The 14,907-nt window shown below is 73.2% G+C and carries 15 protein-coding genes and 1 tRNA gene; 7 read left to right on the top strand and 9 right to left on the bottom strand.

The genetic code is table 11. The annotated features are described in order from the left end of the window. Nucleotides 1-33: 33 nt before the first annotated feature. Nucleotides 34-2,337 (bottom strand): alpha-N-acetylglucosaminidase, encoded by a 2,304-nt coding sequence (locus OG624_RS33410; protein WP_371640169.1) that lies wholly within the window; start codon nt 2,335-2,337, stop codon nt 34-36. 16 nt (nt 2,338-2,353) lie between these two features. Then, nucleotides 2,354-4,030: a ricin-type beta-trefoil lectin domain protein gene (locus OG624_RS33415; protein ID WP_371640170.1), complete on the bottom strand. Its 1,677-nt coding sequence runs from the start codon at nt 4,028-4,030 to the stop codon at nt 2,354-2,356. Between the two features lie 156 nt (nt 4,031-4,186). Between OG624_RS33415 and OG624_RS33420 the strand changes: the two genes are divergently transcribed. Next, nucleotides 4,187-4,882, top strand: a complete 696-nt coding sequence (locus OG624_RS33420) for a TetR/AcrR family transcriptional regulator (protein ID WP_051762517.1) — start codon at nt 4,187-4,189, stop codon at nt 4,880-4,882. A 14-nt stretch (nt 4,883-4,896) separates the two neighbouring features. Then, nucleotides 4,897-5,847 (top strand): serine/threonine dehydratase, encoded by a 951-nt coding sequence (locus tag OG624_RS33425; RefSeq protein WP_033215303.1) that lies wholly within the window; start codon nt 4,897-4,899, stop codon nt 5,845-5,847. Between the two features lie 36 nt (nt 5,848-5,883). Here OG624_RS33425 and OG624_RS33430 read toward each other — a convergent pair whose 3' ends face one another. Next, nucleotides 5,884-7,305, bottom strand: a complete 1,422-nt coding sequence (locus OG624_RS33430; RefSeq protein ID WP_326749510.1) for an amidase — start codon at nt 7,303-7,305, stop codon at nt 5,884-5,886. Between the two features lie 128 nt (nt 7,306-7,433). On the opposite strand from OG624_RS33430, the gene OG624_RS33435 reads away from it, so the two are divergent. Together OG624_RS33435 and OG624_RS33440 are read left to right on the top strand one after the other, a co-directional pair. Next, nucleotides 7,434-8,120, top strand: a complete 687-nt coding sequence (locus OG624_RS33435) for a TetR/AcrR family transcriptional regulator (protein WP_371640171.1) — start codon at nt 7,434-7,436, stop codon at nt 8,118-8,120. Next, nucleotides 8,113-8,415: a hypothetical protein gene (locus OG624_RS33440; RefSeq protein WP_371640172.1), complete on the top strand. Its 303-nt coding sequence runs from the start codon at nt 8,113-8,115 to the stop codon at nt 8,413-8,415. The genes OG624_RS33435 and OG624_RS33440 overlap by 8 nt, the downstream gene beginning before the upstream one ends. A gap of 69 nt (nt 8,416-8,484) precedes the next feature. Here OG624_RS33440 and OG624_RS33445 read toward each other — a convergent pair whose 3' ends face one another. Continuing rightward, a complete protein-coding gene (locus tag OG624_RS33445) occupies nt 8,485-8,955 on the bottom strand; it encodes a universal stress protein (RefSeq protein ID WP_266354970.1) in 471 nt (156 codons plus the stop codon). 190 nt (nt 8,956-9,145) lie between these two features. On the opposite strand from OG624_RS33445, the gene OG624_RS33450 reads away from it, so the two are divergent. Then, complete coding sequence (locus tag OG624_RS33450) at nt 9,146-9,511, top strand: hypothetical protein (RefSeq protein ID WP_033215311.1); 366 nt, start codon at nt 9,146-9,148, stop codon at nt 9,509-9,511. Here the strand turns inward: OG624_RS33450 and OG624_RS33455 are convergent. Continuing rightward, the gene (locus OG624_RS33455) at nt 9,465-10,619 is read right to left on the bottom strand and encodes an AraC family transcriptional regulator (protein WP_371640173.1); all 1,155 of its coding nucleotides are present in this window, start codon (nt 10,617-10,619) and stop codon (nt 9,465-9,467) included. The genes OG624_RS33450 and OG624_RS33455 overlap by 47 nt on opposite strands. A 254-nt stretch (nt 10,620-10,873) precedes the next feature. Between OG624_RS33455 and OG624_RS33460 the strand changes: the two genes are divergently transcribed. Then, nucleotides 10,874-12,259 carry a serine hydrolase domain-containing protein gene (locus OG624_RS33460; RefSeq protein WP_371640175.1) on the top strand — a complete coding sequence of 462 codons (1,386 nt, stop codon included), beginning with the start codon at nt 10,874-10,876 and terminating at the stop codon, nt 12,257-12,259. Between the two features lie 28 nt (nt 12,260-12,287). On the opposite strand, the gene OG624_RS33465 is transcribed toward OG624_RS33460, so the two are convergent. Next, a complete protein-coding gene (locus tag OG624_RS33465) occupies nt 12,288-12,578 on the bottom strand; it encodes a hypothetical protein (protein ID WP_371640176.1) in 291 nt (96 codons plus the stop codon). Between the two features lie 219 nt (nt 12,579-12,797). Between OG624_RS33465 and OG624_RS33470 the strand changes: the two genes are divergently transcribed. Further along, a complete protein-coding gene (locus OG624_RS33470; protein ID WP_371640177.1) occupies nt 12,798-13,583 on the top strand; it encodes a VOC family protein in 786 nt (261 codons plus the stop codon). On the opposite strand, the gene OG624_RS33475 is transcribed toward OG624_RS33470, so the two are convergent. The 3 genes from OG624_RS33475 to OG624_RS33485 form a co-directional block, all read right to left on the bottom strand. Beyond that, nucleotides 13,534-14,397, bottom strand: a complete 864-nt coding sequence (locus OG624_RS33475) for a hypothetical protein (RefSeq protein WP_371640178.1) — start codon at nt 14,395-14,397, stop codon at nt 13,534-13,536. The genes OG624_RS33470 and OG624_RS33475 overlap by 50 nt on opposite strands. Further along, complete coding sequence (locus tag OG624_RS33480; protein ID WP_371640179.1) at nt 14,352-14,492, bottom strand: hypothetical protein; 141 nt, start codon at nt 14,490-14,492, stop codon at nt 14,352-14,354. The genes OG624_RS33475 and OG624_RS33480 overlap by 46 nt, the downstream gene beginning before the upstream one ends. Beyond that, nucleotides 14,492-14,567 (bottom strand) — tRNA-Cys (locus OG624_RS33485). The genes OG624_RS33480 and OG624_RS33485 overlap by 1 nt, the downstream gene beginning before the upstream one ends. Between the last annotated feature and the right edge of the window lie 340 nt (nt 14,568-14,907).

The raw sequence follows: 14,907 nt of genomic DNA on the forward strand, positions 1-14,907 counted from the left end.
TGCCCGGGGTTCGGGCGGACCGGTGCACGAGGGTCAGCGGGTGGCGGCGGCCGTCGGCAGGGCCTCGGCGATCTGTGCGGCCAGTCGGTACGGGTCACCGGTCGGGCGGTTCGGGTGCCGTGTGGTGCGTGCGGCCCACTCCGCCTCGAAGGCGTGCCAGTCGATCTCCCGCGGCGCGGCCTTCTTCACCAGCGCCTCGTCCAACGAAGCGAAGTAGTGCGCCCACCGGGGTGCGTACAACTCCGAGATCAGGCCGCTCCATTCGCGGTTCGCGTAGTCGTGCAGGAATCCGCCCTCGCTGGTGCTACGACGCCCCCACACGCTCAGCAGTGAGCGGGCGTCGTACTCGTACCGGTCCTGCTCGGCCCGGTCCGCGCCGAAGGAGCGGGCCCCGGACAGCCAGGTGCCGAGGAGGAAGGCCGGGTCGGAGCCGGTGACGGCGTCCAACATCCGCATCCCGTCCTGCCATTCGGCCGTCAGGGCGCGGAAGCGGGTCAGGTCCTCGGCCTCGTAGGCCGCCTTGATCTTCGGCAGCAGCACCCGCGAGTGGTTGGCGAGGGCCTGCCGCGCGGTGTCCACCAGGTCGAAGCGGTAGGCGCTGGAGCCGCGCAGCGCCGGATCCACCCTCAGCAGGTGGTCCAGGGCCTTGCGCACCGAACCCGCCGGGTAGCGCATGGACCGGGGGCTCCAGTACGCCGCTCCCGCCGCGGTGAGGCTCGGCCGGGCGGTGAACAGGCTGTCCTGCGACTCCGACCACAGGCCGGAGGAGGTGCTGTACGGCCCCTTGCGGAGCTCCTCCCAGGCCGCGGCGGCGGCGGTGTCCGGGCGGCCGTAGCGGCGGGCCGCGAAGTCCGCGAACCACGCGCGCTGGTCGATCGGCCCGCGCTCCCAGGCCAGATCGGTGAAGAGGTCGAAGGCGGCCGGGTTGGTCCCGGTGGCCTCCGGCAGGTAGGCGATCCCGGCGAGCGCGCTGTTCGCCTTGTCCCGCCAGGGCCCGAACCGTTCGATCCAGACGGAGCTGTTCGCGCCGACCGTGGTGTGCCCGCCGAAGTTGTAGATGGTGCCCATGGCGTACGGGGCCCCGCCCCAACGGGCTTCCCGGTCCAGCCGGTTGTACCGGTCGGAGAGCCCGTCCAGGATCAGCAGCTTCGAGGTGTCCACCCCGGCCAGCAGCTCGGCCGTCGGGTCGTCCTGCCAGCCCAGCACCGCCCACAGCGCCCCGGGGTGGGCCGCGTGCAGCGCGCCCTGGATGGCGTGCGCGGCGGCCCCGACGTCGACGGAGCCGGTCTGCCCGCCCTCGTGCAGGGGACTCATCCGGTACATCGCGCTGTCCCCGAACACCGCGCGCTGCTCGGCGTAGTAGGCGGCGGCCAGCTTCGCGAACACGGGCGAGGCGGGGTCCAGCCAGTCCGGGCGGTCGAAGCCCGCCCAGTCGCCCTGCGCCACCGTGGCCGCACCCGGGTTGCGCGTGGCGAACCCGGGCGGCACGGTGCCGAAGTAGCCCGGCAGTACGGGGGTCATGCCGAGCCCGCGGAGCTGTTCGGCGATCCGCCCGCCCAGCTCGGCGCGCTCGCGCATCAGCCGCTCGGTGACCGGCCCGCCGAAATTGCTCAGGTTCTGCAGCAGCCACCAGCTCTGGTGGCCGGGGCCGGGGATCCACTGCCGCAGCTCCGCGGCGGAGTAGCCGAACCCCTGGAGCGCCCGGTGGTACGGGTACTCGGCGCCGACCTGCACGAACACCTCGTTGATGCCGTGCAGGGCCATCAGGTCGATCTGCCGCTGGTGCTCCTCGAAGGAGCGGTACGGGCCGGAGTAGCCGTCGTCGGTGTCGTTCAGCGCGTACCGGTGGGGCACCTGCGCACCGCGGGTCACCGGGGAAGGCACCGCCGGGAGCCGGGCGGGCAGCATGCCGATGCTGTCGCCGGGCCAGCCAATGTCGACCCCGGCGACGTGCTGGAGGTACCAGCCGACCCCGGTGAGCAGGGTGGCTCCGGTGCTGCCGCGGACGGTGATCGCGCCGGCGGTGCCGGACACGGTGAAGGTGTCGGCGGCGGCGGCCGTGTCGGGGACCAGGGTGAACTGCCCCCAGTGGCGCGGAAGCAGCCGACGCAGGGCGGCCCGCGCGGGCGCGACGTCGAAGGTGCGGGCGTGGCCCGGACCCCGGACGGCACCCGGGCGCGCGTCCGTGTGCCCGTCCGCGTGCGCGTCGGTCCGTACGTCGGCACGTGCGGGCGATCCCGCGCAGATCAGCGCCAGCAGCGCCGCCGGAAGCGCGGCGAGGGCGAGCGGGCGCCGGGTCCTCGGCCTGCGCCCGCCGCGATGCGTCGAGTTCCTCATCCGTTCGACCGGGCCGTCAGACCGGCAGGGCCCAGGCCTGGTCGACCCGGTGGTCGCCGCAGTCGGTCAGCCGCAGCCGCTCGGCGGGGGCGGTGGCCGTCGGAGCCGTCAGACACAGCCCGCTGACCTCCTCCACCAGGGCTCCGTCACGGCGCTGCGTCCAGCTCTGGCCGGGCTGCTCCTCGGGGCGGGTCGCACAGTCGGCCAGTTCCACGAGGCGGTCGACGCCCGCCGACAGGCACTCGCCGGCCAGCCGCAGGCGCGCGTCCTTGCCCACGGTCCACCGCTGGTCGGGGGCCCCGGTGCAGGCGGCCATCACCACGGCGCCGACGCCGCTGGTGTTGGCACCGTCGGCGCACCGGGCGCCGTCACCGACGATCTGCCCGGTCGGTACGGCCTCGGCGCAGCCGCGGGGGCTGAGCCGCCAGACCCCGGTGTCGTGCCCGGCGACCTTCCCGGTCAGCGTGCCGGAGATCTCGCGGCTCGTGCCGCTCCAGAGGTCCTGGGCGCCGGCGGTGCAGTCGGTCAGGCCGATCTCGTCGAGCGGCACGTCGATGTCCCGGGTGGTGGCGGAGCGGTTGAGCACGGCGACCGCGCGGTCGCCGTTCGCGAGCGGCCGCACCAGGATCTCGAAGGTGGCGTTGGAGGAGACCACGGAGCCCTGACGGCCCATCGGATCCTGGTCCAGGTTGATCATCCGGGTGTTGCCGAGGGCCGAGAGGCCCGCCGGGGTCAGCTTCGAGACGTCGGACGAGAGGATGAAGGGGGACGCCATCATGGCCCACAGCGCGACCTGGCTGCGGCTCTCGGCGGCCGTGAGGCCGGGGGCGCCCGCGATCAGGAAGTCGGGGTCGTTCCAGTTGCCGGGGCCCGCGTACCGGCCGAGCCAGCGGTTGTAGCCGTAGTTGCCCAGGACCGCGCTCCACCGTGAGGTGGTCGGTGCGGCCGGGTTGTAGACCTTGATGTCCTTGCCCTCGCGCCACAGCTGGCCGGTCTCGCCGACCCAGTCGAGGACCTTGTGCCAGTCGGAGCCGCCCCATTCGCCCTGCTGGAAGTAGGCGGGCGCGGAGGCCGACAGGATCATGTCCCGGCCGCTGTCCCGCAGGGCCTTCGCGACGGCGTTGTAGGCGTCGCGGTAGGCCTCCTCCTTGGTCGCGCCCTCCGGGACCCAGAGGTTGCAGCCGTCCATCTTGACGTAGTCCACCTTCCAGGAGGCGAACTGCCGGGCGTCCTGCGCGTAGTGGTCCGGGCCGCCGCCCTGGGGGGCGCCGCTGCCGGGGTACTTCTCGCAGGTGAGGGAGCCCGCGTCCTGGTAGATGCCGAACTTCAGTCCCTTGGCGTGCAGATACTCGCCGAGCCAGGCCATGCCGTGCGGGAACTTCGCCGTGTCGACGACCAGACTGCCCTGCGCGTCACGGCTCTTGGTCATCCAGCAGTCGTCGACGGTCACCGTGTCGTAGCCCTTGGCGGCGAGCCCGGTGGACACGAGCGCGTCGGCGTTGGCCACCACCTTGGCCTCGTCGATGTCGCACATGTAGTGCGCCCAGTTGTTCCACCCCATGGGCGGGGTGAGCGCGAGCGGGGTGTCCGAGGTCGCCCGGGGCTCGGCCGCCACCGGGGCGGGGGAGAGCGCGACGGCGAACAGGGCGGCCGCGGTCAGGCAGGGGAGCGTTGCACGCAGGCGAGGCGGCACGGAGTCTCCTTGACGTGGGGGCAGTCGTGCGCCCAGTGCAGCGAGGCGATTACCCACTGTCAACACAAGTCGCTGGTTGTCGGCCGATGACCAGCAATATGGCTGCAATCGCTGTCACACGAAAGTGTAGATACGTCGTATGTTACGGTGTATCTCATGCCGCGAAGATCAGCCGCCCTGGACCGTGCGACCCCGGAGGCCATCGCCGTCGCCGCCCTGCGGATCCTCGACGAGCAAGGGCCCGGCCACCTGAGCTTCCGCACCCTCGCCGACCGGCTGGAGGTCTCGCACGCCACCGTCCAGCGTCGCTGCGTCGACCTCGCGGGCCTGCTCGACCTGTGCACCGAGCACCTCGCCGGGCAGCTCCCCGAGATCCCGGCCGGCACGGACTGGGCGCAGGCCGCCGAAGAGCGGTTCCGCGCGCTGTACCTGCTGCTCACCGCCCACCCCGGACTGCTGGTGCTGCGCGGCGGCCGGCCCTGGCTCGGTCGCCAACTGCTGGCGCGGCTCGTGGAGCCCTCGCTCGCCGACAGCGTGGCTGCCGGGATGACCCTCGCCGAGGCGATGACCACCTACCGCCGCATGTACCTGCTCACCCTGGGGAGCGCGGCCTTCGTCGACCACCGGGATCCGGCCTCGGCGACCGCCGCCTCGCGTGCGGCCCTGGCCGCGCTGGATCCCGAGCAGTTCCCCGTGCTCTCCGGCGGACTGCCCGACGTACTGCCTCCCCTGACGGACCACGAGGTCTACTACGGGGCCCTGCGCCAGCTGATCGAGGCCGCCCGGCCCGCCGGCGCACCCGGCAAGTCCGCCGCACCCGCCCGGTCCACCCGGCCCACCACCCGCACCTGATGGGGAGACAGCCCATGCCCGCAGCACCGGCCCAGCAGCTCGACCACGCCGCCGTCCGCGCCGCCGCCGACCGGATCGCGGGCGGGATCCGCCCCGTCACGGTGGCGCCCGCCGCCGAGGCGGGGGTCTGGTACGCGCTGGAGTACCTCCAGCACACCGGCTCCTTCAAGGCGCGCGGCGCCCGCAACTTCCTCGCCGCCCACCACGAGGCCGGCGCCCTCCCGGCCGCCGGGGTCACCATCGCCTCCGGCGGCAACGCCGGGCTGGCCTGCGCCTGGGCGGCCCGCGCGCTGTCCGTGCCCGCGACCGTGTTCCTGCCCGCCAACGCCCCACGGGTGAAGGTGGAACGGTTGCGCGGGTACGGCGCCGAGGTGCGGCTCGTCGGCGACCGGTACGCCCAGGCGCTGGCCGCCTGCGAGGAGTTCGCCGCCGAGAGCGGCGCGCTGAGCAGCCACGCCTACGACCACCCGCTCATCGCGGCGGGCGCCGGAACCCTGCTGGAGGAGATCCGGGCCGCCCTGCCCGGACTGGACACGGTGGTCGTCGCGGTCGGCGGCGGCGGACTGTTCGCCGGGGTCGCCACCGCCGCACGCGCACACGGCGTACGGGTCGTCGCGGTCGAGCCGGAGAACTGCCGGGCCCTGAACGCGGCCCTGGCGGCGGGCCGGGTCGTGGACGTGGCCGTGGAATCGGTCGCCGCCGACTCCCTGGGGGCCACCCGGGTCTCGGCGGACGCGCTGGCCGCCGCCCAGGAGGAGAACGTGACCTCGGTCCTCGTCCCCGACGCGGAGATCACGGCCGCCCGGCGCGCGCTCTGGGAGGAGCACCGGATCGTGGTCGAGGCGGGCGCGGCCACCGCGGCGGCGGCGCTGCGCACCGCGCCGCGGCCGCTGGGCGACCGGGTCGCCGTCATCCTCTGCGGGGCCAACACGGACCCCCGGGACCTGGTGGCCCCCGGTACCTGAGCCGCGTCCGTGCCCGAGGGCTCGGTGGGCCCGGCCTCACCCTCCTGTGCGCGGGTCGATCGGGGTGAGTACGCCGAGCCGGTCCTCGACCGCTCGGGCCGCGGCCAGGCAGAGGTCCTCCCGGAACGCGCGCCCGACGATCTGCACCCCGCAGGGGAGCCCGTCGACCGTCCCCGTCGGTACGGCCACACCGGGTACGCCCACGAAGCTGGTCACCGTGCACAGCCGCATACCGGACCCGACCCGGTCCCGGCCCGCCCTGTCACGCGACTCCAGCCCCGGTTCGACCGGCGGCTCGGTGAAGACCGGGCCGAGCAACAGCGGGTACTCGTCGAGGAATTCGGCCCACGAGCGACGGATGTTCAGCCAGGTGCCCATCAGCTTCATGAACGCGTCCGCGCTCGCGGGCGGGGTCCGCTCCATCATCATCGCGATGTAGCGGTCCCCGCCCCGGCCGAGCAGCGTGCGCACCACGGGCCAGTTCGGGGCGAACTCGGTCACGGTGATCCGGCCGTACGCGTCGAGCGCCTCGTCCAGCCGCGGCACGTCCGCCACCTCGCGCACGTCGTATCCGGCGTCGCGCAGCGCGTCGGCCGCGGTCGTGACGGCTGCGCGCACCGTGGGGTGGACGCCGTGCCCGCCGGGGTCCGCCACCACCGCGACCTTCACGCGTCCGGGGAGCGGTTCGCCGTACGCGGGCACCGGCACGGCCCGCGGGTCGCGCGGATCGGTCCCGGCGAGCACCTCGTAGGCGAGCGCGAGATCGCCCACGCTCCGGGCCAACGGGCCGTCGGTGACGAGCATCTGGGACGCCGGCCCGGGGTCGTCCGGACCGAGGATCCGGTGGTCGGCGGGGAACCGGCCCGTGGTCGGCTTCAGTGCGGCCACACCGCAGAACTGGGCCGGGATGCGCACCGATCCGCCGGAGTCGTTGCCGAGCCCGAGCGCCGCCATGCCGGTGGCCACGGCCACCGCGTCGCCACCGCTGGATCCGCCCGGGGTCCGGCCGCTGTCCCACGGGTTGACCGTGTCGCCGTACAGCTCACTGCGCGTGTGCATCCCCGCCAGGATCAGCGTGGGGAGGTTGCTGTGGCCGATCGGGACGGCCCCCGCCGCGCGCAGTCGGGCCACCGGGGGTGCGTCGGCGGACGCCACCAGGTCGCGGAAGCGCGCCGTGCCGAAGGTGGTCGGCACGCCTTCGATCGCGGTGCTCTCCTTCACCGTGAAGGGCACGCCCGCGAGCGGCCCCAGCGGGTCACCGGCCGCCCGCCGCCGGTCCAGCCGGCCCGCGGCCTCACGCGCGCGCTCCGCCAGGAGTTGGGTGACCGCGTTCACCGTCGGGTTGACCGAGGCGATCCGATCCAGGTGGCTGTCGACCAGTTCGACGGCCGAGACCTTCCCGCCGCGTACCGCCTCCGCCTGCGCGGCGGCCGACATCCTCCACAGGGCGTCCTGCATGGCGCTTCCCTCCCCCTCCATGTACCGATGCGCTTGCATCGGAACCACAGCGTACCCCTGGAACCGATACGCGCGCATCGCATAAAGTGCTGCACGCACGGAGAGCTGTGGACAGGGAGGGGCCGGGCATGCCCAGGCAGGTCGATCACGCGGGCCGACGCCGCCTCATCGCGGAGGCCGTCTGCCGCCTCGCCGACGAGCGGGGGCTGGAGGGGGTGACCCTGCGCGACGTCGCGGCCCGCGCGCAGGTGTCGATGGGTGCCGTCCAGCGGTGCTTCCGCACCAAGGAGGAGATGCTCGTCTTCGCGCTCGGGCACATCGGTGAGCAGGTCATGGAGCGCGTACAGGCCCGACTCGTCCGGAGCCCGGCCCAGTCGGCCGGCACCGCCCTGGGACACGCGGTCACCGAGATCTCGCTGCTCCGCGAGGAGCACCGCGCCGAGGCCCGGGTCTGGCTCGCCTTCGTCGCGCAGGCCGCCGTCAGCGAGGTGCTCGCCGGCACGCTCAAGGCGAACTACGCGACCCTGCACGAGGCGTTCACCCGCCTCATCGCCGAAGCCGGCGAGGGCGCCGACGGCGCCGGGAGCCGGGGCGCGGAGCGCGAGGCCCGCACCCTCCTCGCCCTCGCGGACGGTCTCACCACGCACGTCCTCATCGGCCACCTCACCCCGGAGGAGGCGTACGAGGTCCTGCACGCACACCTGGCCGGCCTCTGGGAGCGGAGCGCGGGATCGACGCCCCGCGCGGAGGCGGGTCCCCCGCCGGCCGGGCCGGCCCCGGACGGGACGTCCACGCGGGGGAGGGCCCGTGGCTGAGCGGCGTTCCACGACCCGGCCGGGCGGCGGCACTCAGGGCGCGGACGCGCTGCGGGCGCGTTGTGCGGCCCTGGTCGACCTGGTGTTCACCGAGGACACGCTCTTCCTCGACGCGCTTCCCGACCGCCTGCAGGCCGACCTCGTTCCCGCTCTCGGCCTGCTCGCACAGGCCCTGGACGCGCCGGAAGAGCCCGCGGGGCTCGCGCGGGCGGCCCGGCTGGTCGAGGAGTGCGGTGTTCCCCGTGAGGAGTGCCCGCCCGAGTTGAAGGCGATGCTGGAGCGCCTGCTTCGCTGAGCGCGCTGCCGGCGGATCGGCGGATCGGCGGTTCGTCAGGTCGGTGGGGCCGTACCCGGGTACGACGAATCAGTCGTTCCGGTCCTCGCCCTCGCGGACGAGCACGACCGTACCGGCGGAGTACTGCACGACCTGCTGGCTCACCGAGCCGAGCAGCGCGCCCTTGAAGCCCCCGTACCCGCGGGTCCCCACCACCATCAGGTCCGCCTCCTTCGACGCGTCGACCAGGACCTGCGCCGGGGACCCCTGCTCGACGCGCCGGAACACCGGCACCCCGGGCGAGGTGCCGACCGCGGTGGCGACCGTGTCCGCCAGCTTCCGGCGGGCGGCCTCCTCGGCCGTCACCACCTCCGCGTCGGCGGTCTCGGCGGCCGTCGGCCCGATGGCGAACGGATTGCGGTTCCACTCCCAGGCCATGACGGCGTGCACCCGGGCGCCCGTCATCGCGGCCTGCGCGACCGCCCAGCGCAGCGCCTCCTTCGAATGGTTCGACCCGTCCACGCCGACGACGATCAGCGGCTCGATGGTCTGCTCGCTCACGGTGGGATCCTCTCGCTTCGCCCGAATAGTCGATCTCCTCCCTGTATACACGGCGCGGTGGGTCCGACCTCGAACGACGATCGTCGTGACGGTCGACGACTTTCGAGGACAGCCCGCGACCCCGGCCCCTTGCGAGGGTGTGAGTGTCCAGGCGACCGCCGCCGGACAGGAACGACACGGAGGAACGGGCGTGGCTCAGCGCAAGGGTTGTCTGATCGGGTGCGCGGTGGCGCTGGTGCTCGGGGTGGGCCTGCTCGTGGCCGTGGTCTTCGGCATGGGCAAGGTCCTCGACATGGCCGACAAGACCCTCGTCGATCCCGCGGTCTACGAGGCCGTGAAGACCGGGGACGCGGAGAGCGAGGTCCGCGGCAAGCTCCCGTCCGGGGAGAGCTTCGTCAAGAGCGCCCTCCAGGAGGGCGGACCGGTCGAGCCCGAGGGCAGCACCTGTTCCTGGTACATATCCAGCGGTGAGACCAAGAGCGGCGAGGAGACGGTGCTGCGCTTCTGCTTCAAGGACGGCAAGCTCGCGGAGAAGACGCAGTACCCGATGAAGTGACCGATCGGGCGCCGATGTCGGGCGGCCGGGGCGGCCGGGGCGGTCGGTCGACCGCGTCGGCGCCCGACGGCATCGCCGCGACGCCCGCCTCGTTGCGGATGTCGCGCGGGGCCCGACCCTCCCAGCGGCGCACCGCCCGGCGCAGCGCGCGCATGTCGCTGTAACCGACCCGGGCCGCGACCGAACGCAGCGGCAGGTCGGTGGCGCGCAGGAGCTCCATGGTGTGCTCCTGGCGCACGGCCTCGACCTCCTCGCGCCAGGTCGTGCCGTGCTCGCCCAGGCGCCGCTGCAGGGTGCGCGGACTCATCGCCAGTCGCTGCGCCACGTGTTCCAGGCTCACCGTGTCCTCCCGGAAGGCGGACTCGAGGACCATCCGGAAGCGGTCCTGCCAGAGCAGGGCCGGCTGCGCCGACGCGATCGTCAGCGCGGCCTGCTGCGCGAGGATGCGGTCCAGCCCCGGCTGGGCCTTGGGCAGCGGGGCGCGTACGTCGTCGTCGTGGAAGGTGATCGAGTTGTACGCGGCGCCGAAGTCGATGCGGGTGGTCCCGAAGAACTCGGCCAGTCGCCGGAAGCGGCCGGACGCGGCGTGCGTCACCGTGACGCGCAGCGGGACGACGGGCCGGCCGGTGGCGGCCCGGGACCGGGTCAGGAACATGCCCAGAGCGAAGAAGTCGATCGCCTCCACCACATCGGGGCCCCAACTTCCCGTCGCGTGACGGATGGTGAAGGAGCGACCGTCCTCCTCGACGAGGAGCTTCTCCTGGGTCGCGTCACCGATGACGGCGTTGTACTGCACCGCCCGCTTCAGGGTTTCCCGAAGGTTGGGCCCGGTGGTCACCAGGTAGTCCCACAGGCCGAACGTACCGATCGGCGCCTCGGCGGTGATCAGCGCGCCGATGGTCGTCCCCGGCTCGGCGAGCGTCAACCGCTCCCACACGGCCAGCGCCGACGCGGTCGAGACCCGGGCCAGGTCGTTGCCCAGCACGTCGGGTCCCAGGTCCGGTAATCGGGCGACCCGGCCCGGACCCACACCCGACCGGTGCAAGGAGTCGACGACGAACCGCGCGAGGTGGACGGAGACGGTGCCGTCGGTGCCAGGAGAGCGCATAGGACCGTCGACGCTACCAGCCGTTCACCCGAACCGACCGGTGAGACCGCCTCCTTGGTGAGCCGGAACCCCCGGTGTGGCGCGAACGCCCCTCCTGGTGCGCGGTCCTGCCCGGTGGCGCCGGGGGTCCCCTCGTTGACGCGTGCGGGTCCTTACCCCTGCCTCGGGGACCGACCTACGGTGGCGTGGATCCCGGTTTGTGGATCAAGAAACGTGCGGCGATCCGTACGAGACCCCGAGCCGAAGGAACCGATGTGACGTTCTCCCTGGCCCACTGGCAGAGCCGCCTCGACGTACTCCGCGCCGCCCACCACGTTCCCGGCGCCACCCTCGCGGTGTTCGCCGAGGGGCGGATCCACGAGTTGGCGAGCGGCATCCTGCACCGTGGCACCGGGGTGGAGGCGACCACCGACTCGGTGTTCCAGCTCGGATCGATAGCCAAGCTCTACACGGCGACCCTGGTCATGCAGCTCGCCGCCGCGGGCGAACTCGACCTCGACGCGCCCGTCATCGAGGTGCTCCCGGAGTTCCGCGTGGCCGACCCCGAAGCCACCAAGACGATCACCATCCGCCAACTCCTCAGCCACACCAGCGGCCTGACCTGCGACTTCACCTACGACAGCGGCCGCGGGGACGACTGTCTGGCCAAGTACGTGGCAGCCGCCGGGAACGTGGCGCTGGACTGTCCGCCCGGCACCGCGGTCTCCTACAGCAGCGTCGGCTACAACGTCCTCGGCCGCGTCGTCGAGGTCCTCACCGGACGTACCTGGGACCAGGCCCTCAAGGAGCGGCTCGTCGCCCCCCTGAACCTGACCCACACCATGACCCTGCCCGAGGAAGCACTGGCCTTCCGGACCGCGATGGGGCATCTTCCGGGTGAGGGACCGGACCCGGAGCCGGCGCCGGCCTGGGACATGATGCCCCGTTCGGCGGGCCCGTACGGACGTGTCCTGGCCACCGCCGCGGACGTACTCCGACTGGCCAAGCTGCACCTCGACGGCGGCTCCGCCCCGGACGGTACGCAGATCATCGGCGCCCGGGCCGTCGCGGAGATGCAGCGGTGGGCGGTCGACGTCCCCGACAGGTGGACGGTGAGCGCGGACGGCTGGGGGCTGGGCTGGTCGCTCTACGACTGGAACGGGGTCCCGGGCTACGGCCACGACGGCGCCTCGATCGGCCAGTACGGCTACGTGCGCGTGGTCCCCGGCGCCGACCTCGTCGTCGTCCTGCTCACCAACGGCGGCGCCGCCCGCTTCCTCTACGCCGACCTGATGCGCGAGCTCCTGCGCGACCTCGGCGGGGTCCACATGCCGCCCGCCTTCGCGCCGCCTGCGCGGCCCCCGGTCGTCGACATGGTCCCGCTGGTCGGCACCTACCGCCGAGAAGGAGTGGTCATCACCGTCGGAATGCGGCCCGACGGCGCCCCCCACCTGCTGTACGAGTTCGTCGACGGTATGCGGGACTTCTCGCCGCCGTTGGAGATGGACCTCACCCCGCTCAGCTCCACGGTCTTCGCCGCCTCCGGCGCCGGCCTCTCCTTCAGCGGCGACTGGATGCCCGTCGTCTTCGCCACCCTCGTGGACGGCACCCCCTGCTGCTACATCGGCATGCGCTGCGCGCCCAAGGTCGACGCGGGCTGAACACCCGGCCGCCAGGTACGGCGACTGCTCATTTCCCCTTGAGCAGTTGGTCGACCCGGGGCACGGACAGCCCTATCAGTATGGACACTTCCCGCAGGGTGCGCCCCTGACGCAACTCGCCCACAGCGGCGGTACGTATGTCCTTGACCGCCTTCGCCACATCGGGCAGCAGCTGATCGGTGAACAGCCGCGCAGCTCGTTCCCGCACCACGGGAGCCTCGATGCCGGCCAGGCACGCCCGGACCGCGCTCAGGTACTCGACGGTCAAGACGCGCAGGTCATCGAGCACCTGCTGATCGGAAAGGGTGCTGTCGGTCATGGGGACAGCGTACGCAGACGTGGTAGGAATTTAAGATGACCTTCCCACTCGGCGCGTGTCGCGCCGGGGCGTAGACGTGCCAAGTGGGCTGCCTTGATCGGGGGTTCGGCAGGCGGCGCAGCGGCGCCGCAGACAAGTGCCCTGGCGGTGGCCGCCGTTGCGAGGAGCGGGCCGGGGCCCACCGTTCGCTCGCAGTCATCACACACCAGGAGCGCCAGCATGATCCTCGAACTCGCCGTGATCTACACGACCCGGCTCGACGCCTGCCGCGACTTCTACCGGGGCATCGGCCTCGCCCTCGTACACGAGCGGCACGGCAACGGGCCGGAGCACTACGCGGCGACGCTCGCCGACGGCGGTGTCCTGGAGCTCTACCCCGCCACGAGCCGCCCGGAGACCGGATACCTGCGCCTCGGCCTCACCGCCCCGCCGAACGGCGCCGGCTTCCTGCCGCCGGGCCGGCACACGCTGACCGACCCGGACGGCCGTACGGTCGTCCTCACCGTCGCCGAAGCCCGCCCGGGCCGGGCGGCGCCGGAGCCACGCGCCGGCGGGCACCCCCGCTCGGCCACCGGCTCCCGCCCGTCGAACGGCGGGCCCGTACCTCCCGAGGGCCGCACAGGCGTCACCTACACCGAGATAGCCGAGCACTACGGCATGAGCGCCCGCTACCTGTCGGAGAACCCCCGATGGGGCCGGCACCCCGGGTGGCCCGCCGCCATCGGCAAGCGCGGCAGGACCATCGAGTTCGACCCGGAGGCCATCGCCCGGTTCTTCGGCGAGCACCACACCCGGGAGGCCACCGCGCTCGAACCGTCCCGCCGCTACACCGTCGTCGAGATAGCCGAGGCCTCCGGCCTGCAGCCCGACAGCATCCGGTCGGACATCAGCCGCGGCCGATGGCCCACGCCGGACGAGATGGACGGCGACCGGAAACTGTGGCGCGGCGAGACGATCACCACGCACCTGGCCGGCCGTCGCATCTACCGCAACAAGCCCAAGTGACTGTCCGACAGCGGCGGTGGCGAGGCGGAGATCGGCCAGGAGCCCGGCGATCCGCGCGGCGGCGCGTGCCGGAAGCCGGGCGGCCCGCGCGTCGAGCCGGGCCGCCCCAGCCGCCGCGCGGGGCGAGGCCCGCGTGCGCGACCAGGGTGGCGAGGTCGGACGTGGTGAGGACATGGGCCTGCGCGACGACCGCCGGGTCGCTCACCAGCGGCTGTTCGGGGCGCCCGGCACGCTCGGCGCACAGCAGGGCGAAGCCGTGCCGGTCCCGGGCGTCCGCCAGGTCCCGTACCGCCGCGTAGTCGATGCCGTGGTGGCGCTCGTACACGGTGCCGCGCAGCAGCTCGGCGGCGGTCCGCGCCGCCGCCAGAACCTCGGGGGCGGCCATCCCGCTGTACGAGTCGGCCGGCGGCTCCGCCGCGAACGGCACCGGCAGCTCGGCGAGCCGCGCGAGCCCGGACAGCACCCGTACCGTCAGGTTGGGCAGCCCGGCGCCCGGGAAGACCCGGACGCAGACCTCGCCGAGCGTCCGCAGGGTCGAACGGGCCTGCTCCACCGGGTCGGCGGCCCAAGGGGCGACCGCGCGGACCCAAGGCAGCTCGGTGATCCGTGCATGGTGTTTCGGGGTCCACCAGAGCGGATACCGGCGATCGCGCCCGGCCCGGTAGGTCGCCGCCATCAGCGTGCGCAGCGACGCGTCGGCGTATCCCCGCGCGGTGTGCGTGCAGATCAGCTGTTCCGCCACCTCGCCGAGCACCTCCGCGGAGGGGATCAGCCCGTGCTCCAGCAACGCCGCCCGCTGTCGAGCATCGACCACAGCCGGGCGAGGCCCTCGTCGGTGAGGTGGTGCTCGAAGAGCCCGGCGGTCGGGAGTCCTGGGGCGGGGCGTCGGTTCTCGGTGTTCTCGTCCATGGCCGGCGTGGCAGGTCCTGCCCCTGCGCCCTCCGACTTTGCAGGTCGGTGCTCTGGCTACTGAGCTGCACGCCGTTCGGGGGCGAATCCGGACGCGCCTCCGTCGCTCGCACCACCACGATCCCCGCGTGAGCGGTTCGCGGTGCGGCTAAAGCGCATTAGTGCGTGCCTGCCGTGAACCGTCCATAAGAAGTCAAGTTGTGACGCGGAAGCGGGTCCGTCGTCGAATCGACACCCTGCTCGACCGCCTTTGTACTAAAGCGCATCAGTCCAGCTCGGAGAGGTGATGTGCGAGGCCTGCCGGACCTGCCCGGCGCGGGCGGGCCATTCGGCACCGATACGTCACCGGCCGGCCGTCCTCCTGCCTCATTGACGAGGTCTTGCTCGCGGACGACCGTGGGCACCGCCTCCGGCG

It is taken from the genome of Streptomyces virginiae, from assembly GCF_041432505.1.
Taxonomy (GTDB): Bacteria; Actinomycetota; Actinomycetes; order Streptomycetales; family Streptomycetaceae; genus Streptomyces; species Streptomyces virginiae_A.